A 21,623-nucleotide genomic window follows, 5' to 3' on the forward strand; every position below is an offset into this window, starting at 1 on the left:
GTGCCGCCGTTGGTCCAGGGCGGCACCCACACTCACGGCTCAGCACGTCTGGACCTAGCCATGGCCTCGCCCTATCACTGATGTCCAAGAAGACGTGACAGGGCGAGGCCATGAGCTACTCCATTCCAACAGAAGACCTGACCGAAGATCAGGCCCGTGGCGAGCTTGCACGGCTGGCCGAGGTGCTCGTACGGGCCAATCAATTGTATCACGGCGCAGATGCACCCGAGATATCAGACGCGGACTACGATGCGCTGAAACGGCGGAATGCCGAAATCGAGTCGCGGTTCCCGCATCTCAAGCGTACCGACAGCCCCAGTGATCAGGTCGGCGCCCGCGCGGCAGACGGGTTTTCTAAGGTCACCCATGCGGTGCGCATGATGTCGCTTGGCAATGCGTTCGACGATGAGGATGTGGCCGACTTTGACCGGTCGATCCGAAAATACCTCGGGTTGGATGACGATGCGCAGCTTGCGTATACGGCGGAACCGAAGATCGACGGTCTGTCCCTTTCGTTACGCTACGAAAACGGTAAGCTGGTTCAGGCGGCCACACGCGGTGATGGTGAGGTAGGTGAAAACGTTACGGCCAACGCCCGAACGCTGACTGATGTTCCCCAAACCATCGAAGGCGCGCCTGCGATTCTTGAAGTTCGGGGTGAGGTCTACATGTCGCACGCAGATTTTGATGCGCTCAACCTGCGTCAAACCGAAATCGGCGGGAAAACCTTTGCCAATCCCCGAAATGCCGCCGCCGGATCATTGAGACAGCTGGATTCGGAAATCACGCGAGCCCGTCCGCTGCGGTTCTTTGCTTATGCCTGGGGTGAATTATCAGAACCGCTTTCTGACACTCAGAAGGGCGCGATTGACCGCTTGAAAGGCTTTGGTTTCTCAACGAATAATCTGACCCGCGAATGCAAAACCACGGATGAGATCCTGGCCCACTACCGGCAAATCGAAGCACAGCGCGCCACGCTGGGCTATGACATCGACGGTGTCGTCTACAAGGTCAACGATCTGGCGCTGCAGGCACGATTGGGGTTCAGGTCAACCACGCCTCGCTGGGCGATTGCCCATAAATTTCCCGCAGAACTGGCCTGGACCCGGCTTGAAGCAATTGACATTCAGGTTGGGCGAACCGGTGCGCTCAGCCCCGTTGCGCGGTTGCATCCGGTGACGGTGGGCGGCGTCGTTGTCTCAAACGCCACATTGCATAACGAAGATTACATCGCAGGCCGTGACGCCAAGGGCGGCACCATCCGGGACGGAAAGGACATTCGGGTCGGTGATTGGGTACAGGTCTACCGTGCCGGCGATGTGATCCCCAAGATCGCAGATGTCGAAATTTCCAAACGCCCAGATGACGCAGTGCCTTACGATTTTCCAACGCGATGCCCCGAATGCGGCAGCGAGGCAATCCGCGAAGAAGGCGATGCGGTACGGCGCTGCACGGGTGGCCTGATTTGCCCCGCGCAAGCTGTTGAAAAGCTGAAGCATTTCGTCTCGCGCAAAGCCTTTGACATTGAAGGCCTGGGCGCAAAGCAGATTGAGATGTTTTATGAAGATCCTGAGTTGCCGATCAAAACGCCAGTCGACATCTTCACGCTGCAACAACGCGATGCGGGCAATCTGACCAAATTGGCCAACCGCAAGGGCTGGGGCGCGCAAAGCGCGGGCAATCTTTGGGCCGCAATTGATGAAAAGCGCAATATCGGGTTCGGGCGTTTGCTGTTTGCTTTGGGCATTCGCCACATGGGTGAGGCCGCGTCGAACCTAATCGCCACTCACTATGGCAGTTGGGCCGAGTTTGAGACTGCCGTGACCGCAGCGGCCACCTTCGAAGGGCCCGAATGGGAAGAGCTGCTGGGCATCGACGGAGTCGGTGAGGTCATGGCCCGCGCGTTGGTTTCAGCCTTTGCGCAACAAGCGGAACGGGCCAGCATCGATGATCTAGTCGCCCAGTTGCAGGTAGAAGAGGCAAAGCGCCCCGACACCACTGACAGCCCGGTTGCGGGTAAAACCGTCGTCTTCACCGGAACGCTTGAAAAGATGACCCGCGCCGAAGCCAAGGCCCGGGCTGAGGCGTTGGGTGCTAAGGTCTCTGGCTCGGTCAGCAAGAAAACGGATCTGCTTGTCGCGGGGCCGGGTGCCGGGTCCAAAGCCAAGAAAGCCGCAGAGCTAGGCATAGAAACACTGGATGAGGATGGCTGGCTACAGCTGATTAACGGCGCATGAGTGGACGGCCCGAACAGCTATTCCCTTTGTTTGCCGGGTTGGAAACGTTAGAGGGTGTCGGCCCCAAAACGGCGCAGGCCATGGCGCAAAGCGGGATCGAAAGCCCGCGTGATGTGCTGTTTGGTCTGCCTTATGCGGTGGTTGACCGGCGTCGGCGCGAAACCATTCAAGGCGTTGATTTACCATCGACTTTGACAGTTGAGGTAACCGTTGGCGTGCACAGACCACCACGTAACAAAGGTGGTGCTTATCGGATTCATGTCGAAGACAGTCAGGCCGATTTCCAACTCGTGTTCTTCCACGCGCGGGGCGATTATCTGAAAAAACTGCTACCGCAGGGATCGCGCCGCGTGATCTCGGGCAAGCTGGAGCTGTTTGATGGTATGGCGCAAATGGTCCATCCCGATCATATGCTGCCGGTTGAGCAGGCACAGGATATCCCTGAATTCGAACCGGTGTATCACCTGACCCAAGGCGTTACCCAAAAGACCGCATTTAAAGCCGTCCGCAGCGCTTTGGCCCGCGCGCCAGACCTGGCCGAATGGGCCGATCCGGCCCAGGTGGCGCAACAGAAGTGGCCAGGTTGGAAGAGCGCTGTCGAGGCAGCGCATAATCCGCAGGGCGCCGATGATGTGGCGGCGTTTTCACCCGCAAGAGAGCGCCTGGCCTATGATGAGCTTCTGGCCCATCAGTTAACGCTGGCTTTGGCGCGCCAGATTGAGCGTAAAGCGCGGGGCATCGTCAGTGCTGGAACCGGCGCGTTGCAATCGAAGGTCTTGGGTAGCCTGCCTTATCGTCCAACCGGGGCTCAGACCCGCGCCATCGAAGAGATTTCTACCGATATGGCGTCGGATGCGCGGATGAACCGTCTGTTGCAGGGCGATGTCGGCGCGGGGAAAACGCTGGTCGCTTTTATGGCGCTTCTGATCGCGGTCGAAGCTGGCGGGCAGGGCGTAATGATGGCCCCGACCGAGATATTGGCGCGGCAGCATCTGGAGGGATTGCGCCCTCTGGCTGAAGAGGCTGGCGTGGTGCTGGAAATCCTGACCGGACGCGACAAAGGGACAGAGAGGCGGGCGAAACTGGCTGCCCTGAAAGCTGGGGATATTCAGATTCTTGTCGGCACACATGCCGTTTTTCAGAATGACGTGGAGTTCTGCTCTTTGCGGCTTGCCATCGTTGACGAACAGCATCGGTTTGGTGTGCGCCAGCGGATGGAATTGTCAGAAAAGGGGCAGGGCGCGGATGTACTGGTGATGACGGCCACGCCAATCCCGCGCAGCTTGGCACTGGCGCAATATGGCGACATGGATGTCTCGGTTCTGGATGAAAAGCCGCCTGGTCGGAAGCCGATCAAGACCGCCATTGTCAGCACCGGCCGTATGGATGAGGTTGTCGCGCATCTACGTCGCGCGATTGATGAGGGGCGGCAGTGCTATTGGGTCTGTCCTTTAGTGGACGAATCCGAGGTATCGGACCTGACCGCTGCCGAAGAACGGTTCAAACGCCTGCGTGCTATTCTGGGTGAAGGTATTGTCGGTCTTGTACATGGCCAGATGCCGCCAGCCGAGAAAGACGCGGCCATGGCGGCCTTTCAAACCGGCGACACCAAGGTTTTGGTGGCCACGACTGTCATCGAAGTTGGCGTAAACGTGCCCAACGCCACAATCATGGTGATCGAACGGGCCGAAATCTTCGGTCTGGCGCAGCTGCACCAATTGCGCGGGCGTGTGGGCCGGGGCGACGCGGATTCGACCTGTTTGTTGATGTATCAACCGCCGCTCAGCGAAGGTGGGCGCAAACGATTGGAAGTGCTGCGAGAAACCGAGGACGGCTTTCGTATTTCGGAAACCGATCTGCAGATGCGCGGCGCGGGTGACCTGATCGGAACTGCACAGTCGGGATTGCCAAAGTTTCGTATTGCCGATCTCGAACGGCAGGCCGGGTTGATGGCGGTGGCGCAATCGGATGCCCGCGCGCTGCTGGGTAAAGACCCAAAACTGACCTCGGACCGGGGTAATGCCGCGCGCGTTCTGCTGTGGCTGATGAAACAGGATCAAGCGATCCGTTTGATTTCAGTGGGTTAGGTTGATAATCCCTTAAAGTTCACAAATGTTCTCAAAAAGTTCTTTACCGACTCAGGGAAATATGAGAACAAAAGGTCAACAAAGGATTAAATCTTCGACCGGAGGTGACCCAATGCTGACCCAGATCAAGACCGCGTTTAGCCGTTCGCACACGACAATCCTGCAGGATGTCGCGGGGGTGGCGTCCTTGGTTGTCATGCTGATGGTTGCCCTTCACCTTCCGGTTGGATTCTAAACCTTTCTGCCTGCGATCTCGTGCCGATCAACCCGCGCCTGTCATCCCCATTACGATCAAGGGTGACCTGCCTGTCCCAAACCCCTTGAAGGGGCCATGCCTCGGCCCCGCGCGGTGTTCCGGACCCCACGCGAGACACGCATAGACTGCCGCCGCCCTTCCCGCCCGGAAGGAGCGGCGGTTTTTTTATAGCTGACCAGTTTTCATGATTTCCAGCATGGCCGACAAAACCGAATTGACGGCGACCGAGGCCAGGATCATGCCCATCACGCGGCTGATGATGGCTGCCCCGGAATGACCGATCAGGCGAATGATCGGCTCTGCCAGCAACATCAGAACAAAGGCGATCACCAGCACAGATAACATGACCAAGGCGGTGATGCCCTGATCTGCCGCGCTGTAGCGGTTGTTGTCGGTCAGAATGACGATCGCCAGCATCGCTCCGGGTGAGGCGAGGGAGGGTACTGCCAGCGGAAAAATCGCCGGATTGTGCTTATGGGTCGTATCCTCTTTGTCATCCTCGGCTGCGCGCTGTTCAATGTCCTGCTTGCTTTCCCCAAAAATCATGGTCAACGCGAACAGGAACAGGATGATGCCACCGGCAACCTGAAACGAGTTCAATCCGATATCCAGCGCTTCGATCAAAAGCTGACCAAAGACCAGGAAGAACAGCAGCACACCGGCACTGATCAGGGCGGCCAGAACGGCGACCCGCCTGCGGGCCGATGCCGCAAGACCTGCGGTCACTGCGATGAAAACCGGGATTGTACCGATGGGGTCAATCACGACCCATAGGGTTACAAAATGCTCAAGTAAATTATTCAAACCAAACCCCTCTAACCAGTTGTGGAGAGGTTAGACGGGAACGTGTGAAAAAGCTACGCTCAGGCGCAGTTGGCCTGTTCGGCAAGTGCAATGGCTTCGGCCGTGGCGTCCAGACACAGCAGGATCGAGGCATGGCGGTTTTTATATTCTCGCGCCGGCATCAGAACCTCTAGCCCATCAAATGGCGCATCAGGAACCGAGCCGTCCTTTTTCAACATCGCTGCAAGCTGATCTCGCGCCGTTTCGATCTGCGCCCGTGTCGCGCCGATCACCGCGTCCCCAACAACCGAGGCCGAGGCCTGACCCAGCGCGCAGGCTTTGACATCCTGCCCAAAGGCACTGACACGCCCATCCTGCAGTTTCACATCCACGGTCACAGTTGACCCGCACAGGGGCGAGCGTTTCTTAACCGTTGCATCGGGATGGTCCAATCGTTCGAGATGGGGGATATCTGCGGCCAGCGCAAGAATTCTTGCCGAGTACAGCTTTATCAGATCGTTTTCGCCACTCATGGCTTTCCCTCGTTGCGTGTTCCCCATACATAGTGGCCAGCCCTTGGGATGCAAAAGGTTTTTCTGATGACTGATCCAATTGTGTTTGACACCGCAACCTTGAAATACAATGAGGCAGGGTTGGTTCCAGCCATCGCGCAAGATCATGCATCGGGCGAGGTTCTGATGATGGCCTGGATGAATGCACAAGCGATTGAACGCACCCTGGAAACAGGTCGGGTTACCTATTGGTCAAGGTCACGGCAGTCCTTCTGGATCAAGGGCGAGTCTTCGGGTCATACGCAGGAGTTGATCGATTTCCGCGTTGATTGTGACCGGGATTGTCTGTTGGTTCTGGTTGACCAGAAAGGTCCTGCCTGTCACACGAACCGGCGCAGCTGTTTCTATACCGCCATCCGGGACGGGGATGAAACCGAGCTGATGAAACCGATGGAATAGGTAACGCAAACACCACGCGTTCGGCGAAGATATTCCAGATAAGATAAGGATATGGTCAAAGACCGACCATGGCCCGAATATCTTCTGGGCTTGCCCCGTTGGCTCGGTATTTAGAGATCGCGCGCGCGTCGTCTCGTTTCGCCAGACGTTTGCCTGCGTCGTCACGGATCAAATCGTGGTGGAAGTATTCGGGTACTGGCAGCTCCAAAAGGGCCTGTAACAGGACGTGGATGCGCGTGGCATCGAACAGGTCCTGACCGCGCACAACCCGCATGATCCCTTGCGTGGCATCATCCAAAACGACGGACAGATGATACGAGGTGCCCATACCGCGGCGGGCCAGAACGACATCTCCGATCGCTGTGATCAACTCTTCCGGCGAGAAACGGACTGTTCCGGTTTCGCCTTTGGGGCCTGTGCCATGTTCGGTGAACTGTCCGGCTAAGGCATTACTGTCAAAAACGTGTTGCGCCGCTTTGGCCATATCCAGGCGCAGCGCTTCGTTTTGTGGGCGGGGTGTATCTTCTGAATTAGGTATGCGGTGCCGACATGTGCCCGGATAGATCACACCATCAGGGCCCAATAACGGTGCGCCTTCCTGAGGGGCGCTGACCGCTGCGGCGATATCTTTGCGGTTGCAGCTACACGGGTACAGAAAGCCGCGCCGCCAGAGTTCATCCAGCGCTGCATCGTAGATTGCCTGACGCTCGGATTGGCGCATGACGGGTTTGGGCCAGCGCAGGCCGAGCCATGTGAGGTCGTCATAGATCTGCGCCTCCCAGTGCGGGCGCGATCTGGATTGATCGATATCTTCAATCCGCAGCAGAAATTCACCACCTTCAGACGCCGCCATATCATGGGCCAGCAACGCCGAATAAGCGTGCCCCAGATGCAAAGGACCCGTCGGAGATGGCGCAAAGCGCGTGGTGAATGTCACGTCTTTTCTAATACATACACGTCAGACTTCATGTTCAGACCCGGCAAATGAGGACCGTGTTCGCGGAACAAAAGTCGTGCCGCACCCATATCCAACCAGTCGTTCAGCCGCGCTGTATAGGTGTGATCCGCGAGTGTGTGATCGTTGAAGGAAAATGACAACATTCCACCTTTGGGCAGTGCGTGCATCAGCATATCCAGCGTTTCAGGCGGGGCTGCACCTGCGCCGATAACGCCAATTGCCGTGATCGCGGTATAGGCACTGCTGGTAAGCGGTGCTGGATCGGAGATTTCAAAGCTGGACAGGGTTCTGTAAACCCCTTTGGTTTCTGCGACTGCCAGCATGTTCGCGGTTGGGTCCATGCCGTCGATGACTTCGAACCCGGCATTTCGCAACGCGACCCCGGACAGACCGGTGCCGCAACCATAGTCCAGAACCGGCGTCTGCGCTTCGGGCTTTTGCGACCAGAGCGCCTGAGCCACGCGATCTGGTGTGGCATAGCCTTGCTCGGCCACTTCGGCCTCATAAGTCGCAGCCCATTTTTGGTAGTGCGCCTCAGTCTGTTCGGGGGTTTCCAGATCGTAGGTGCTTTTGAAGAATTCGTCGCTCATACACCGATGGTAGGCTGAACCTTTACGCTTCGTCCAGTCAGCAAGCAGCCAACCAGTTGTTCCATTCCGTTTTGGCACGATCTGTGTAGGCTTTGTAACGGTCCTTGCGCCCGCGACGACCACCTTTCAGGCCATCGACGGGGCGGAACAGGCCGAAATTCACATTCATCGGTTGAAAGGTCTTTGCCTCGGCTCCGCCAGTGATGTGGTGGATCAAAGCGCCCATCGCGCTGTCTTGTGGCACTTCGGGCAGCGCATGCCCCAGAATCTCGGCAGCCGCAAGTCGCCCTGCCAAAAGACCCATCGCGGCGCTTTCGACATATCCCTCGACCCCGGTGATCTGACCGGCAAAGCGGATATTCGGTTTGGATTTCAACCGCATCTGCGCGTCCAGCAAAGTGGGCGAGTTGATAAAGGTGTTGCGATGGATACCGCCCAAGCGCGCGAAGCTCGCGTTTTCCAGGCCGGGGATCATGCGAAACACCTCGGTTTGTGCGCCGTATTTCATCTTGGTCTGGAAGCCCACAATATTAAACAGCGTGCCCAAGGCATTGTCGCGACGCAATTGCACCACGGCATGAGGTTTCACGTCCGGTTGGTGCGGATTGGTCAGGCCAACGGGCTTCATGGGACCGTGGCGCAGGGTTTCGCGACCGCGTTCAGACATGACCTCGATCGGCAGGCAGCCGTCGAAGTAACCGGCTGTCTCGCCTTCGTGGAATTCGGTTTTGTCGGCGGCCAGCAGGGCATCAATGAACGCCTCATACTGATCCCGGTCCATAGGGCAGTTCAGATAAGCCGTCCGCTCCTCTTCCGTTTCGCCCTTGTCATAGCGTGACTGCATCCAGGCCTGACTCATGTCGATGCTGTCTGCATAGACGATGGGTGCGATGGCATCAAAAAAGGCCAGCGATTCCGCGCTGGTTTCGGCCCGGATCGCCTCACCCAGAGCCGGAGAGGTCAGGGGGCCGGTGGCGAAGATCCAATGCCCGTCATCGGGAAGGGATGTTACCTCTTCATCCGTCACGGTTATACGGGGGTGGGCGCGCAGCTTGGCGGTGACATCCTCGGCAAACGGATCGCGGTCGACGGCCAGCGCGCCACCGGCGGGCAAGCGGTGCGCATCGGCTGTGGTCATGATCAAACCGTTTGCCGCGCGCATTTCCCAATGTAGCAACCCAACGGCATTCTGCTCATCATCGTCGGACCGGAATGAATTCGAACACACCATCTCTGCCAGATTGCCAGTCTGGTGTGCGAACGTGCCGATAGTGGGGCGCATTTCATGGATGACTACATCCACGCCCATCTCTGCGGCTTGCCATGCGGCCTCGGACCCGGCCATGCCGCCGCCTACGATATGCAAAACTTGTGTCATGCGCTGCCACATAGGGCAGGGGGTAGGCAGACGCAACTCACGCATCTGTATTTAGCGCTGATTTTCAGGAGGGGTCTTGGGGTCGCCGCTGCGGGAATGTCAACGCTGGTGAGAGAAACCAGCTCGGAGGGACCTTCCGCCCACGGCGACCCAAAAGTATGTATGAGGCCTCGGCCTCGTCTCAGCTTTGCCACAGTGCTGCCCTTTTGAAAAGTGCTAAAATGAAAACAGTGGCAAAAAAAGTGCCTGACAATTGCGTTATTGGGTCCAATTCGGGGGGCGTTTCTCGATAAAGGCGGAAATGCCTTCTTCTGTATCCCGATGCAGCATATTCTGCGCCATTATCTCTCCGGTATAGGCATAAGCCTGATCCAGCGGCATCTGAACCTGTTGATAAAACGCTTCTTTCCCGATTTTCACAGCGCTTCCCAACTTACTGGCCAGCTGCTCTGCAAGCGAGATCGTCTCATGTTCCAGCAGCATTTCAGGGACCACGCGATTGACCAACCCTAGTTCTGCTGCGCGTTCTGCTGTGATGAAATCACCGGTTGTCAGCATCTCAAAGGCCAGTTTTCTAGGAATATTGCGGCTGAGTGCAACCATAGGCGTCGAACAGAACAGGCCGATATTCACGCCATTCACGCCAAACCGGGTGCCTTCGGCTGCAACTGCCAGATCACAGGTCGCCACCAACTGACATCCCGCCGCTGTCGCAATGCCGTGCACTTGCGCAACGACGGGCTGTGGCAGGGACTGGATTGACATCATCATCTTGGCACAGCGATTGAACAGATCCTGAAAATAAGCTTTGCCGCCATCCTCGGATTGCCGGCCTGCTGTCATCTGTTTCAGGTCATGCCCGGCGCAGAAGGCTTTGCCCGCACCCGACAGGGTAATGGCGCGGATCGATCTGTCCTCGCGCAGTTTGTCGAACTCGGCTTGCAGGGCCGCCAGCATCTCATCACTCAGGGCGTTCAACCGATCCGGCGCATTCAATCGAAGCTGCGCGACCGCGCCCGTGTCGTTACGTTCCAAAATTGCCATCTTGCCCTCCTGCTGGCTGTTGGGCCAACTCTAGGGTGCAAGATACAGGAGGGGAAGCATGGGATTGGCGCTGAACAAGGACGAACTGTCACAATACCTTGCCGAGGTGTTCCCACAGGTCCATAAGGACTTCGTGGTCGAGGCACTGGACGAGGATAGCATCACCATGCGCCTTGTTGTGGCAGATCGTCACTTGCGCCCCGGTGGCACAGTGTCTGGTCCTTCGATGTTCGGGCTGGCAGATGTCTGCGTTTACGCCATGGTTCTGGCGCGCAAAGGTCGCCAGTCGCTTGCCGTAACAACCAACAGTTCGCTGGATTTTCTGCGAAAACCGGAAGGCGGCAAAGATCTGATTGCTACATGTCGGTTGCTGAAACTCGGGCGCAGCCTGGCTGTTGGGGATGTGCTGATCTACTCAGAAGGGTCAGATCAGCCCGTTGCTCGCGCAAGTATGACCTATTCGCTACCACCGGCGGGGTCGGCTGCGGCCAAGTTTGGATAAAAAACGGCCGGGGATAAACCCCGGCCCAGGAAGAGGTCCCAAAAAATGGGACTGGGGATCAATCAGAGCTGCCAGAAATGGCGGCTTATTTCACGTTTGGCCTGCATTGGGGTCAGACCAACATCCTCAAGAAGCCGGTCATCCAGATAGCTCAGGTTAATGCGACTGCGACGACGGCGTTCCCATTGAGTGACCGCCGCCGCAAACCGCACGGCCAGCGCGGCGATCAGCGGCAACCGGGGGCTGTCGTTCAGCAGCAAGAGGGCGGGGTTGTGCATTGTGCGTGTCATCTCAGTATTCCTTTCCAATTGTATTGACACAAAGTATTGATGTTCGATATATGTATTTGATACATTCGAGATTGTGTCAAACGCAAAGGAAGAATTGTAATGGATACAATTTGGCCGAACACGCTGCCAAAATCCAAGGGGCCAAAGTATACTCTGGTTGCTGATACAATACGAAAGGCTATTGATAGCAAAACCTTAGATATCGGCGCCAAACTACCACCGGTGCGGGAACTGGCGTATCGATTGAAGATTACACCCGGCACTGTCGCGCGCGCCTATACGATTCTCACCGATGAGGGTTTGCTACAAGCCGAGGTCGGACGTGGTACATTCGTAGCCCCGCCGAAATCACCGATTCTGGATGATGTCTGGTCCAGGCAATTACATCTGGCCGAGGCGCAGAACACCAACCACGTCAGCCTGTTTAGTCCCAGGCTGGTGGATATGGGGCAGGTGTCGTTGATCCGCGAATGTTTGCAGAAAGTCTCTCAGTCCGATCCCGCGTTGTTCATGAACTATCCCACGCGCGATGCGTATCAGCCCATGCGCCGGGCGGTGGTTGATTGGCTGTCGGATCTTCCGCTGGGCCCGCTGAACGATGATGACATCGTTCTGACCCATGGGGGGCAGAACGGGCTGTGTCTGGTGTTTCAGACCATCCTGCAAGGCCCTAAACCGGTCGTTCTGGTCGAGGACCTATCGTACGCCGGTTTCCGTCGTGCAGGAGAATTGATGCGCGCCGAAGTGGTCGGTATTCGGATGGATAAATGGGGCATTGATCCCGGAGCCATGGAGCATGTTCTGCGCCAGACCCCGGCGCAGGCGGTGTGCGTATCACCTGAGGTTCAAAACCCAACCGCGACGCACACCCCCTTGGAAAGGCGCAAAGAAATCGTCGAGATAGCGCGGAAATTCGATGTGCAGATCGTTGAGGATGATTGCTATCGAATGGGTGATGCCAAAGAACCCAGCTTCCGCGCCCTCGCACCCGAACGTGGTTGGCATGTGTCTTCAATCTCAAAAATTCTAACGCCTGCATTACGGGTCGGCTTTGCCATCGCGCCCAGAGAACGCAGCGTGGGTCTGCGCCGGTCTGCCGAATACGGGTATTTCGGATTGGCTCAGCCACTGGCTGAGTTGACCCGTTTGCTTCTGTCTGATCCACGAACACGCCAGATTGCGCAGAATGTGCGTAGCAAAATGACTGAATATGTTCACATAACGGTAAACGCTCTGGGCGGGTTCGATCTGAACTGGGCACCCGATGTTCCGTTCGTCTGGCTGAACCTACCATCGGGCTGGCGCGCTGCCGCCTTTAGCCGTGCGGCTGAAAGGGAAGGGATACAGTTGCGTTCTGCGGATGAATTCGCCCTTCGGGACGGTCGCGCACCAAACGCGGTGCGCATTGCCATGAACGGGCATGTCTCGCTGCAGCGATTTGAAGACGCGATGATGCGCCTGCGTGCGTTGCTGGACAATCCGCCGGAACAAATCAGCGTTTAAGTTGGGGTAAAATGATACCTAATTTATAAGATATTGAAATAGAACGATAATAACTTGTTTGTGCGTATTGACCCGGTTGTTGTGTAGGTCTAAACCCCATCCATCGAATTCGGGCCGCTCTGTTCCAGGGCGGTCTTTCACATCAAACAGGACTATCCTGCCATGAAAACCTTTTCTGCAACACCTGCAGACATCGACAAGAAATGGATCCTGATCGACGCCGAGGGTGTTGTTCTGGGCCGTCTTGCCTCGATCGTCGCCATGCGCCTGCGTGGCAAGCACAAAGCGTCGTTCACTCCGAACATGGACATGGGCGACAATGTCATCGTGATCAACGCTGACAAGATCCAGATGACCGGCAAGAAGCGCGAAGAGAACTTCTACTGGCACACTGGCCACCCGGGCGGCATCAAGTCGCGCACCAAGCAGCAGATCCTCGAAGGCGCACACCCCGAGCGCGTCGTGACCCAGGCGGTCAAGCGCATGCTGCCGGGCAACCGTCTGGCGCGTCAGCAAATGACCAATCTGCGCGTTTACGCCGGTGCCGAGCATCCTCATGAGGCGCAAGCGCCCGAAGTTCTGGACGTGAAGTCCATGAACAAGAAAAACACCCGGAGCTAATGACCGATGGCTGATCAGATCAATACTCTCGAAGAGCTGAGCGCCGTCGCAGGCGTTGAAACCGTGACTGAAGAAGTCATCGTGCGTGAACCCGTACGTGACGAACTGGGCCGTTCCTACGCCACCGGCAAGCGTAAAGACGCTGTAGCCCGCGTTTGGATCAAGCCGGGTTCCGGCAAGGTCACCGTGAACGGCAAAGACCAGGACAAGTATTTCGCGCGTCCGGTCCTGCAGCTGATCCTGCGCCAGCCGTTCCAGATTGCTGGTGTGGAAGGCGAATTCGACGTTGTCGCAACCGTCAAAGGTGGTGGCCTGACCGGTCAGGCCGGTGCGGTCAAGCACGGCATTTCCAAAGCGCTGCAGTTGTACGATCCCAGCTTGCGTGGCGCACTGAAAGCCGCTGGCTTCCTGACCCGCGACAGCCGCGTTGTGGAACGTAAGAAATACGGTAAGCGCAAAGCGCGTCGCTCGTTCCAGTTCTCGAAGCGTTAATCGCTGCGAATATTCCAAAAGGAAAGGGCTCGCATCTGCGAGCCCTTTTGCTTTGTGAGGTTGAGTGGTCTACTCCTCATAAACGAGGTTCCAGGCCCCGTTCTCAACCATGTTCACAAAGACTGTATCAGCGCCCTGATGATCGTCCGCGCTGTACGAGATATGATTGCCGACCAACTCATCCGTATAGTCCAGCGTTTCCATCGCGGCGATAAAGCTGTCATGGGTCAGGTCGGGGCCGGCGGCTTCCAACGCTTTGACCATCATCTCAGCGGCAGAATAGCCCAGCATTGCAAAGCCGACCGGGTCTTCGCCTGTGGCGGCCTTATATTCCTCGATAAACGCGGCAGGGACGGGCTCATCCGCGCGCGCCCATAGGTCCTGCCAGGATGCAGCGGCGTAGAACCCATCGGTTACACCACCTGGAACCTGCGCCACAACGGTCAGGAAGCTGGCCGATGTGCCTAGGAATTTCATATCCGTCAGGCCCATCTTCTTGGCCGTTCCCACAACGGTAATCGCCTGACGCACCCCAAGCGCGATGGTGACGATATCACAGCCATCTTCCTTAAGCTTGCTCAGCGAGCCAACAAAATCCGTTTCATCCGGTTTGTGCGTGGTTTCCGAAGCAAATGAGATACCTGCCTCTTCCGCGCCCGATTTGCTACCGTCCAGGATTTCCTCACCAAAATCGGTAGGCAGATACATGGTGCAAACAGCCTGCGATCCGAACTCGCCCGCGAGGTATTTCACGCCAACGCGCGCCTGGTCGTAATAGGTTGAAAACGAAGTGAACTTGTTCCTGACCGGCTCTTGCAGCATTTGCCGTGCAGCGGTTAGGGGGGCAACGTTGGGAATGCCTTTCGGATCCAGCAATTTGAATCCGGCCAGGTTCATGGGCGTGCCCAGCGATTGCAGCATTGCGAATACCTTGTCGCGGTTCAGCAGCTTATTATAGCCCTGCATCGCGCGCGGCATCTGATAGCCGTTGTCCTCGACCACATAGCGGATCGTGCGACCATGCACGCCGCCCGCTGCATTGACCCGATCAAAGACGACATTCGCGCCTTTGGTGGCCGGAACACCCACGGCGGCGAAAATACCGCTGAGGTCATTGACCGCGCCGATCACGATCTCATCATCGGTCACACCCTGCGTTTGTGCCCAGCCCATTGTGGCCGACGCTGTCAAAGCCGCAACAACTGTTAGCCGGTTTATCAGCTTGCTCATAATTCTCCTCCCGTTTCGTGCTTTGGTTAAGTGTACATGTCTTCAATCAGATGTGCGTGTTTCTTTTCCACTGCGCCGCGTTTCAGTTTCATCGTCGCGGTCAGTTCTTCATCTTCGGCCGTCAACAACACGTCGATCAGCCTGAAATCCTTGACCTGTTCGACGCGGGCGAAATCCGCGTTTACCGAAGCGACCTCGGCTCCGATCAGCTCTTTGATCTCGGGTGCGGCACAAAGTGAAGCGAAGTTCGAGAAGGGAATTTTCCGGTCCTGCGCGAATTTCTCGACATTCTCCTGATCGATCATGATGAGCGCAGTCAGGAACTTGCGCTGATCGCCAACGATCACGGCGTCCGAGATGTAGTGGCTGAACTTCAGCCGGCTTTCGATCTCGGCTGGGGTGATGTTCTTGCCACCAGCCGTGATGATGATGTCCTTCATTCGACCGGTGATCGAGACATAGCCATCCGTGTCAATCGTTCCAACATCGCCTGTGCGCAGCCATCCATCATCGGTGAAGCTTTCAGCCGTCTTGGCGTTGTTGCGCCAATAGCCCTGAAAGATGTTCAGACCTTTGATCTGCAATTCGCCTTCGTCCGAGACCCGGATATCGCAACCTTCGGCGGCGCGTCCGATGGTTCCTATACGGTTCTGATCGGTGGTGTTCAGTGATGCCAGACCTGCGGTTTCAGTCATGCCGAACCCTTCGACCAGCGGTACACCAATGGCCCAGTACCATTTCAACAATTCAGGCGAGATTGGGGCCGCACCAGATCCGCCTCGGCGCATTTTGTCCATGCCCAGCATCCGCCGCAGGTTGCGCAAAACCAGACGATCCCAAACCCAAAACTGGGCGGCGATACCCGCCGGGACAGGCTGCCCTTTGCTCAGGTACTCAGCCCGCGCCAGACCGGCCTTAACCGCCAGACCAAACGCAATCCGCCCTAAGGGTGTTGCGTCCTGTGACATGATTTGAACCTGAGCATAAATCTTCTCCCACACGCGCGGCACAGCAGTGAACGTGGTGGGTGAGACCTCTTGCAGGTTCGCAAAAACCGTTTCCGGGCTTTCCGCGAAGTTTACCGTGCATTTGGAGGCTAGCGGGAAGTAAACTGAAACATCACGCTCCAGAATATGGCATAACGGCAGGAAACACAGCTGTTCATCGCTGGCCTTGGCAGGCAGCGCCCGCGCGCCGCTTTCCATGGCGGCCAGAATATTCTCATGGCTCAGCATCGCGCCCTTGGGCTGGCCGGTGGTCCCCGATGTGTAGACCAGCAAGGCGGTGTCGGATGGTCGGGCTTGGGCGATTTCTGCTTCGAACCGGCCCGGTTCCTCTGCCTCGGCCTGCTGGCCAAGGGCATAAAGCTGATCGATCATCATACAGCGCGGGTGGTCGAGGTCATGCAGGCCCTCATCTTCGAGGATAATGACCTTTTGCAACTCGGGAACCGCGTCTTTGATCTCAAGAAACTTGTCCAGTTGCTCTTCGTTTTCGACAATCAGAAAGCGGCTGGTACTGTCGGTGATCAGATATTGCACCTGACTGGCTGCATCGGTCGTATAAATACCGGATGAAATCCCGCCGACGCATTGAATGCCCATGTCGAACCAGGCCCATTCCTTGCGGTCCTCGGAGAGGATCGAGACGACCTGACCGCGCTCAAGCCCTAACTTACGCAAGCCAAGCCCGATCCACTTGGCGTGCTGCCAATAGTCGGCCCAGGAGTAGGATCTCCAGATCCCAAGATCTTTTTCCCGATGCGCCGTGCGTTCTTCAAGATCTGCACAGCGGTTCTGGAACAGCTCCGAAATCGTGACCGCACCGTCGACCCGCACGGGGCGCTGCCCAGCGGTTGCGTTAAACTGAACGCCATTGATGTCGATCTGCGGGGGCAGGGGGGTGCTGTCCATCCGCGTCACCTCCACGTCTTTTTGCGTTTCCAACGGCGGTTTTCACGTGCGCCTTCTTCCTGCACGCCCAGATAGAAGTTCTGGATGTCCTCGGATTGCAAAAGCTTATCGGCCGCACCGTCCATCACGATCCGCCCGACCTCCATCACATAACCATGATGGGCCAGTTCCAACGCCGCGTGAGCGTTCTGTTCGACCAGCATCATTGTCATGTTCTGTTCTTCGTTCAGACGTTTCAGAATGCCAAAGATTTCCTGCACCAGCAGCGGTGACAGACCTAGCGAGGGTTCGTCGAGCAGCATGATCTTGGGGCTCGCCATCAGCCCCCGGCCGATCGCCAGCATTTGCTGCTGCCCACCTGACAGCGTCCCGGCCTCTTGCCCGCGACGCTCTTTGAGAACCGGGAAGTAGCTGAACACCATCTCTCGGTCCCGTTCGATCTGGGACTTGTCCTTGGCCGTGTAGGCCCCGAGGCTGAGGTTTTCATTGACCGTCAGCAGGGGAAACACCTCGCGTCCTTCGGGGACATGCACGATACCCTGTTGCACGACCTTATGCGGCTCGGATCCCTGAATATCCTGCCCGTCAAAGGTGATCTTGCCTTTTTCGGGGTCCATGACACCCGAAACCGTTTTCATCAGCGTGGTCTTGCCCGCGCCATTGGCCCCCAGGATCGACACGATCTGACCCGGATGCACATCCAGCGAAACGCCTCGAATGGCCATGATCGGGCCATAGAAGCTTTCGATATTGCGGATTTTCAGGATCGGCTCTCTCATGAGGCTTTTCCCAGATAAGCCTCGACCACGGCAGGGTGGGATTGTACCTCAGCCGGAGTGCCGAGGGCCAGTTTGGCACCGTCGGCCATAGCCAACACGCGATCAGATACGCCCGAAACCAACCCCATATCATGCTCGACCATCAAAACGGTGATCCCCATCTGACGCCGAATGTCATCGATCCACCAGCGCATGTCGATGGTTTCCTCAACCGACAGCCCCGAAGCGGGTTCGTCCAGCAGTAACAACTTGGGATCGGTGGCCAGCGCGCGGGCCACCTCGACCACTTTGCGAACCCCATAAGGCAGGCCCGAGATCATCTTGTCGCGATAGGCTTGCAGATCGAGGAAATCGATGATCTGTTCGGCTTTCTCGCGGTTTTCCAGCTCTTGCCTGCTGGCAGAGGGCAGAAACAAAACCTCGGACAGAAGGTTGGTTTTGCGATGCCGGTGCCGACCGACCAGCAGGTTGTGAAGCACCGTTGCATGTTCGAACAGTTCGATATTCTGGAACGTCCGTGCCACGCCAAATGCAGCCACGCCCGACGGTTTGACCCGCAACAGATCATGATCGTCAAACCGGATCGAGCCTGCGACAGGGTCGTAGAAGCGTGAGATCAGGTTGAATACCGTCGACTTGCCCGCGCCATTGGGGCCGACGATGGCAAAAACTTCGCCTTCTTCAACCTCGAAGGAAAGATTATCGACCGCCGTGACACCGCCGAATTTCAGGGTGACGTTTTCAAACTCAAGCAGGCTCATCTCAGACGCTCCGTCTTGAGATAGGATTTCTGCCGTTTGAACATGTCCTTGCGGTAGAAGGGGAACAACTCGAACCATGTACGGATTTTCAGCCAGCGGCCATACATGCCCAAGGGTTCGAACAGGATGAAGGCGATCAGGATCATGCCGAAGATGCCGAATTCCAGCCCCGGAATGGCGACTGTGCTACCGCCAAAGATCGCGCCGACATATTCCTTGGAAATCGACAGGAATTGCGGCAGGAAGCCAATCACGATGGCCCCCAGAAACGCGCCATGGATCGAGCCCAACCCGCCGATCACGATCATCATCAACAACTGAATCGAAATCAGGACCGAGAAGGTTTCGTTATTGAACGCCCCGGAAAACATACCCATCAGCGCACCGGCCCAACCAGTGACAGCACAAGATAAGGCAAATGAGATCATCTTGGTGCGCGCGATATCAACGCCCATGGCTTGCGCGGAAACCTCTGAATCCCGTACCGCGATAAAGCTGCGCCCCAATGGCGCGCGCAGCAGGTTGATGTAGCCGAGCGTGACCAGAACTGCGACGCAAAGCACCAGCCAGAAGAACGGGGCGGGGGTGCCCCAACGATCGACGCTCAAGCCAAAGATATCGACGCCTCCGATGAATTTGCCCGCGACACCACCGGTTAAGGGTTCGCTCAGAACAATCACGTCATCCATCAGGATCGACAGCGCCATGGTGAAGATCGCCAGATAGATGCCATGCAAGCGTAGGGCAGGGATGGCGACGGTGACTCCGGCTACTCCGGTCAACACACCGGCAAGCGGGAACGCGATCAAAAAGGGCACCCCCGCTTCGATCAGTATCACGTTGGCATAGCAGCCAAACGCCAGAAACGCAGCGTGGCCGAGGCTAACCTGCCCGGTATGCCCCGTCAGGATCATCAGGCCCAAACCAGCGATGGCCCAGATCAGAACATTGGTCAACTCACCAAGATAGAAGTCGTCTAGCCACCACGGGGCCGCTGCGACGACAACAAGCAAGATCAGATAGAGGCTCAGCTGATAGCTGTCTTTCCAAGGGCGGATATCCTGCATGTAATCGGTTTTGAAAACGATACGCATGGCTCAGACTTTCTTGACCCGAACCTGGCTAAACAGGCCATTGGGTCGGAAAATCAGCACGGCCAGCAGCAGCGCATAGGGGGCGACCTGGCTGTATCCGGCGGCGATATAGCGGCTGGCAAAGGGCTCTATCACGCCTACGATCAACCCGCCCGCAAGAGCGCCGGGCAGGCTGCCGAACCCGCCGATCACGGCAGCGGCGAAGGCTTTGATCCCCAACAGGCCGGTGGTCGGGTCCACCGATCCTTTGGCAGCAAAGAGAATGCCCGCGATCCCCGCGACAACCCCGGCAAGCGCCCAGATGAAACCCTGCACGCGCTTGACCGGAACGCCCATATAATAGGCCGCCAACTGGTTCTGCGAGGCACCTTGCATCGCCAGCCCAAGCTTGGTTTTGCTGAAAAACACGTAAAGCCCCCAGGTCAGCAGGATGGTGACGACGATGACGGCCACATCCTCCATCCCCAGAACAAGCCCGCCAAAGCGGACCTCTTTCCCCGCCAGCGGATTTTGCAGGGTATGAGGCTCATGCCCCCAGATCAGCCCCGCGACAAAGCGGATCACAAAGCCCAAGGCGATGGTTAGGATCACAACGGCGGTCTGGCTTTCCCCGAACATGCGGCGGATGATCAGCCGATCCAGCAGATACCCTAGCGCGCCCATGATCCCGAGTGAGATTGGCAACGCCATCCAGAAGGGTAATCCCATATATTCGGTATTCGTCAGGCCAATGGTGACAAAGGCCCCCAACATCATGAAATCGCCCTGGGCGAAATTTACGGCTTCGGTCGCCTTGTAGATCAGAACAAAACCAAGCGCGATCAGGCCGTACACACACCCGTTCGCCAGCCCGCTGATCAGCAGCTGCGCGTTATCCAAGCTTTCCTCCCCATGCCTGTGATCCGGCGTTCGTACTACTATGGCGTGATAATCACCTTCCCGTCACTCTTTTTCAGCGCATCGGCGAGATTTGGGATCAGATTGCGGAGTGTAAGCCGTTCCGATACATCGGTTTTCCACCGCCCGTCGGCAAAGCGCGCTTGCACTTCAGCCACCACGCGCATCTGATCAGCGGGGGGTGTGGACATCATCCATTGGGTCAGCCAGAACCCTTCGATCTGTTTGCCCATAAAGATCAACTGACCGGTTTGTGTCAGGGTTGGGTTCTCGCTGCCAAGTTTACCATAGCAGACCCAACGTGCCTTGTTCGGCATGGAGCAGAAGATCTGTTCCGAGAGTTGATCCATCACCGCATCCAGGAACATGCGGGGTTTGAGTGACGCGCTCAGTTCAGAGAATTTCTGCGCAACATCCGCATCGGTGGTAACCAGCACCTCAACCGCGCCAAGGTCTTTGAGCATATCAACCGTTTCGGCCCGTCTGACCAGAGCAATGGGCTTCAGACCCAGATCGCGCCCCAGGCTACACATCAGCTTGCCCAACTGGCTGGTCGCAGCAGAAATTATAAAGGCATCGCCTGCCTCTTTCGCCATGTCGACCATCGCCATCGCGGTCAGCGGATTGACGATCTGTGCCGCGCCGTCATCGTCCGAGATATCCGGGCGCAGCGGGATGCACATCTGCATCTGGGTCACGACATATTCGGCCCAAGCACCAGAACCTGCCGCAACAAATGCCACGCGCTGCCCTTGCAGGGCCTCGGCCCCTGTGCCGGAGGCCACGACGTCCCCACAGCCTTCAAACCCGGCTACAGCGCCTTTGATCCGAGGCTGGCCATATTCGCCCTTGATGAAATGCAGATCAGACGGGTTTACCGATGCAGTGCGCAAACGGATCAGGACCTGCCCGGAACCAGGCTGGGGAACGGGCAGTTCCGCCTCGGCCAGCCAGTCACCAGCATTCTCGATCGCCGGACCGGTCATAGTGCCGGAATATCCATCATGTTTGAGAATAGTCGCGAACATCGTTTTGGGAATTTCAGTCACAGATGCGCCCTCAGTTCAGCGCGCTTTCCCGTGAATTCTGAAATCAAATGAAGACGGGCAAAAGCAACGCGGTTGGTTTGAGGGCAAGCCAAACAAATGGGCGGTGCGGCGTCAATCGCGTGTTGTGCTGACGTAACGGAATTGGCAACGTGTTACACAGAAGCAGGGCCAGCCCTCAGGGCTGACCC

General features: G+C 57.1%; 21 protein-coding genes and 1 pseudogene. 8 read left to right on the forward strand and 14 right to left on the reverse strand.

Annotated features, from left to right (window positions below):
* Positions 1-110 precede the first annotated feature (110 nt).
* From ligA to AC2FFE_RS00435, 3 genes are all read left to right on the forward strand, one after another.
* Positions 111-2,237: an NAD-dependent DNA ligase LigA gene (gene ligA, locus AC2FFE_RS00425; RefSeq protein ID WP_496845566.1), complete on the forward strand. Its 2,127-nt coding sequence runs from the start codon at positions 111-113 to the stop codon at positions 2,235-2,237.
* Positions 2,234-4,324: an ATP-dependent DNA helicase RecG gene (gene recG / locus AC2FFE_RS00430; protein WP_496845567.1), complete on the forward strand. Its 2,091-nt coding sequence runs from the start codon at positions 2,234-2,236 to the stop codon at positions 4,322-4,324. Before ligA ends, recG begins: the two co-directional genes overlap by 4 nt.
* A 112-nt stretch (positions 4,325-4,436) precedes the next feature.
* Complete coding sequence (locus tag AC2FFE_RS00435; protein WP_353007504.1) at positions 4,437-4,559, forward strand: hypothetical protein; 123 nt, start codon at positions 4,437-4,439, stop codon at positions 4,557-4,559.
* A 186-nt stretch (positions 4,560-4,745) separates the two neighbouring features.
* Here the strand turns inward: AC2FFE_RS00435 and AC2FFE_RS00440 are convergent, their stop codons facing one another.
* Complete coding sequence (locus tag AC2FFE_RS00440) at positions 4,746-5,384, reverse strand: MarC family protein (RefSeq protein ID WP_496845568.1); 639 nt, start codon at positions 5,382-5,384, stop codon at positions 4,746-4,748.
* A gap of 59 nt (positions 5,385-5,443) precedes the next feature.
* Positions 5,444-5,896 (reverse strand): iron-sulfur cluster assembly scaffold protein, encoded by a 453-nt coding sequence (locus AC2FFE_RS00445; protein WP_496818389.1) that lies wholly within the window; start codon positions 5,894-5,896, stop codon positions 5,444-5,446.
* 48 nt (positions 5,897-5,944) lie between these two features.
* On the opposite strand from AC2FFE_RS00445, the gene hisI reads away from it, so the two are divergent.
* Positions 5,945-6,334: a phosphoribosyl-AMP cyclohydrolase gene (gene hisI / locus AC2FFE_RS00450; protein WP_496845569.1), complete on the forward strand. Its 390-nt coding sequence runs from the start codon at positions 5,945-5,947 to the stop codon at positions 6,332-6,334.
* Positions 6,335-6,389: 55 nt separating this feature from the next.
* On the opposite strand, the gene gluQRS is transcribed toward hisI, so the two are convergent.
* From gluQRS to AC2FFE_RS00470, 4 genes and pseudogenes are all read right to left on the reverse strand, one after another.
* Entirely contained in the window at positions 6,390-7,271 is an 882-nt protein-coding gene (gene gluQRS / locus AC2FFE_RS00455; protein ID WP_496845570.1) for a tRNA glutamyl-Q(34) synthetase GluQRS, read from the reverse strand.
* Entirely contained in the window at positions 7,268-7,882 is a 615-nt protein-coding gene (locus tag AC2FFE_RS00460) for a class I SAM-dependent DNA methyltransferase (protein WP_496845571.1), read from the reverse strand. The genes gluQRS and AC2FFE_RS00460 overlap by 4 nt, the downstream gene beginning before the upstream one ends.
* Before the next feature lie 37 nt (positions 7,883-7,919).
* Positions 7,920-9,260, reverse strand: a complete 1,341-nt coding sequence (gene trmFO, locus AC2FFE_RS00465; RefSeq protein WP_496845572.1) for a methylenetetrahydrofolate--tRNA-(uracil(54)-C(5))-methyltransferase (FADH(2)-oxidizing) TrmFO — start codon at positions 9,258-9,260, stop codon at positions 7,920-7,922.
* A 258-nt stretch (positions 9,261-9,518) separates the two neighbouring features.
* Positions 9,519-10,313 (reverse strand): annotated as a pseudogene (locus AC2FFE_RS00470) (enoyl-CoA hydratase); the annotation flags it as partial.
* Positions 10,314-10,362: 49 nt separating this feature from the next.
* On the opposite strand from AC2FFE_RS00470, the gene AC2FFE_RS00475 reads away from it, so the two are divergent.
* Complete coding sequence (locus tag AC2FFE_RS00475; RefSeq protein ID WP_496818394.1) at positions 10,363-10,806, forward strand: PaaI family thioesterase; 444 nt, start codon at positions 10,363-10,365, stop codon at positions 10,804-10,806.
* A 62-nt stretch (positions 10,807-10,868) separates the two neighbouring features.
* On the opposite strand, the gene AC2FFE_RS00480 is transcribed toward AC2FFE_RS00475, so the two are convergent.
* Positions 10,869-11,096, reverse strand: coding sequence for a DUF1127 domain-containing protein (locus AC2FFE_RS00480; protein ID WP_496845573.1), 228 nt, complete (start codon positions 11,094-11,096; stop codon positions 10,869-10,871).
* Between the two features lie 99 nt (positions 11,097-11,195).
* Here AC2FFE_RS00480 and AC2FFE_RS00485 point away from each other — a divergent pair, with 99 nt between their 5' ends.
* The 3 genes from AC2FFE_RS00485 (at position 11,196) to rpsI (ending at position 13,712) form a co-directional block, all read left to right on the forward strand.
* Positions 11,196-12,599 (forward strand): aminotransferase-like domain-containing protein, encoded by a 1,404-nt coding sequence (locus tag AC2FFE_RS00485; protein ID WP_496845574.1) that lies wholly within the window; start codon positions 11,196-11,198, stop codon positions 12,597-12,599.
* Positions 12,600-12,761: 162 nt separating this feature from the next.
* Positions 12,762-13,220, forward strand: coding sequence for a 50S ribosomal protein L13 (gene rplM, locus AC2FFE_RS00490; RefSeq protein WP_039536983.1), 459 nt, complete (start codon positions 12,762-12,764; stop codon positions 13,218-13,220).
* A gap of 6 nt (positions 13,221-13,226) precedes the next feature.
* Complete coding sequence (gene rpsI, locus AC2FFE_RS00495) at positions 13,227-13,712, forward strand: 30S ribosomal protein S9 (protein ID WP_496845575.1); 486 nt, start codon at positions 13,227-13,229, stop codon at positions 13,710-13,712.
* 69 nt (positions 13,713-13,781) lie between these two features.
* Here rpsI and AC2FFE_RS00500 read toward each other — a convergent pair whose 3' ends face one another.
* From AC2FFE_RS00500 to AC2FFE_RS00530, 7 genes are read right to left on the reverse strand one after another with little or no spacing between them, the layout of a single operon-like run.
* Entirely contained in the window at positions 13,782-14,942 is a 1,161-nt protein-coding gene (locus AC2FFE_RS00500; protein WP_496845576.1) for an ABC transporter substrate-binding protein, read from the reverse strand.
* Between the two features lie 26 nt (positions 14,943-14,968).
* Positions 14,969-16,855 (reverse strand): AMP-dependent synthetase/ligase, encoded by a 1,887-nt coding sequence (locus AC2FFE_RS00505; RefSeq protein ID WP_496818398.1) that lies wholly within the window; start codon positions 16,853-16,855, stop codon positions 14,969-14,971.
* Between the two features lie 5 nt (positions 16,856-16,860).
* Complete coding sequence (locus AC2FFE_RS00510; RefSeq protein ID WP_496818399.1) at positions 16,861-17,634, reverse strand: ABC transporter ATP-binding protein; 774 nt, start codon at positions 17,632-17,634, stop codon at positions 16,861-16,863.
* Positions 17,631-18,395 (reverse strand): ABC transporter ATP-binding protein, encoded by a 765-nt coding sequence (locus AC2FFE_RS00515; RefSeq protein ID WP_496845577.1) that lies wholly within the window; start codon positions 18,393-18,395, stop codon positions 17,631-17,633. The genes AC2FFE_RS00510 and AC2FFE_RS00515 overlap by 4 nt, the downstream gene beginning before the upstream one ends.
* Positions 18,392-19,489, reverse strand: coding sequence for a branched-chain amino acid ABC transporter permease (locus tag AC2FFE_RS00520; protein WP_496818401.1), 1,098 nt, complete (start codon positions 19,487-19,489; stop codon positions 18,392-18,394). The genes AC2FFE_RS00515 and AC2FFE_RS00520 overlap by 4 nt, the downstream gene beginning before the upstream one ends.
* Positions 19,490-19,492: 3 nt before the next feature.
* Entirely contained in the window at positions 19,493-20,368 is an 876-nt protein-coding gene (locus tag AC2FFE_RS00525) for a branched-chain amino acid ABC transporter permease (RefSeq protein WP_480549248.1), read from the reverse strand.
* Between the two features lie 38 nt (positions 20,369-20,406).
* Positions 20,407-21,435 carry an alcohol dehydrogenase catalytic domain-containing protein gene (locus AC2FFE_RS00530; RefSeq protein WP_496845578.1) on the reverse strand — a complete coding sequence of 343 codons (1,029 nt, stop codon included), beginning with the start codon at positions 21,433-21,435 and terminating at the stop codon, positions 20,407-20,409.
* Positions 21,436-21,623 lie beyond the last annotated feature (188 nt).

The organism is Ruegeria sp. YTSA168 (genome assembly GCF_059610045.1).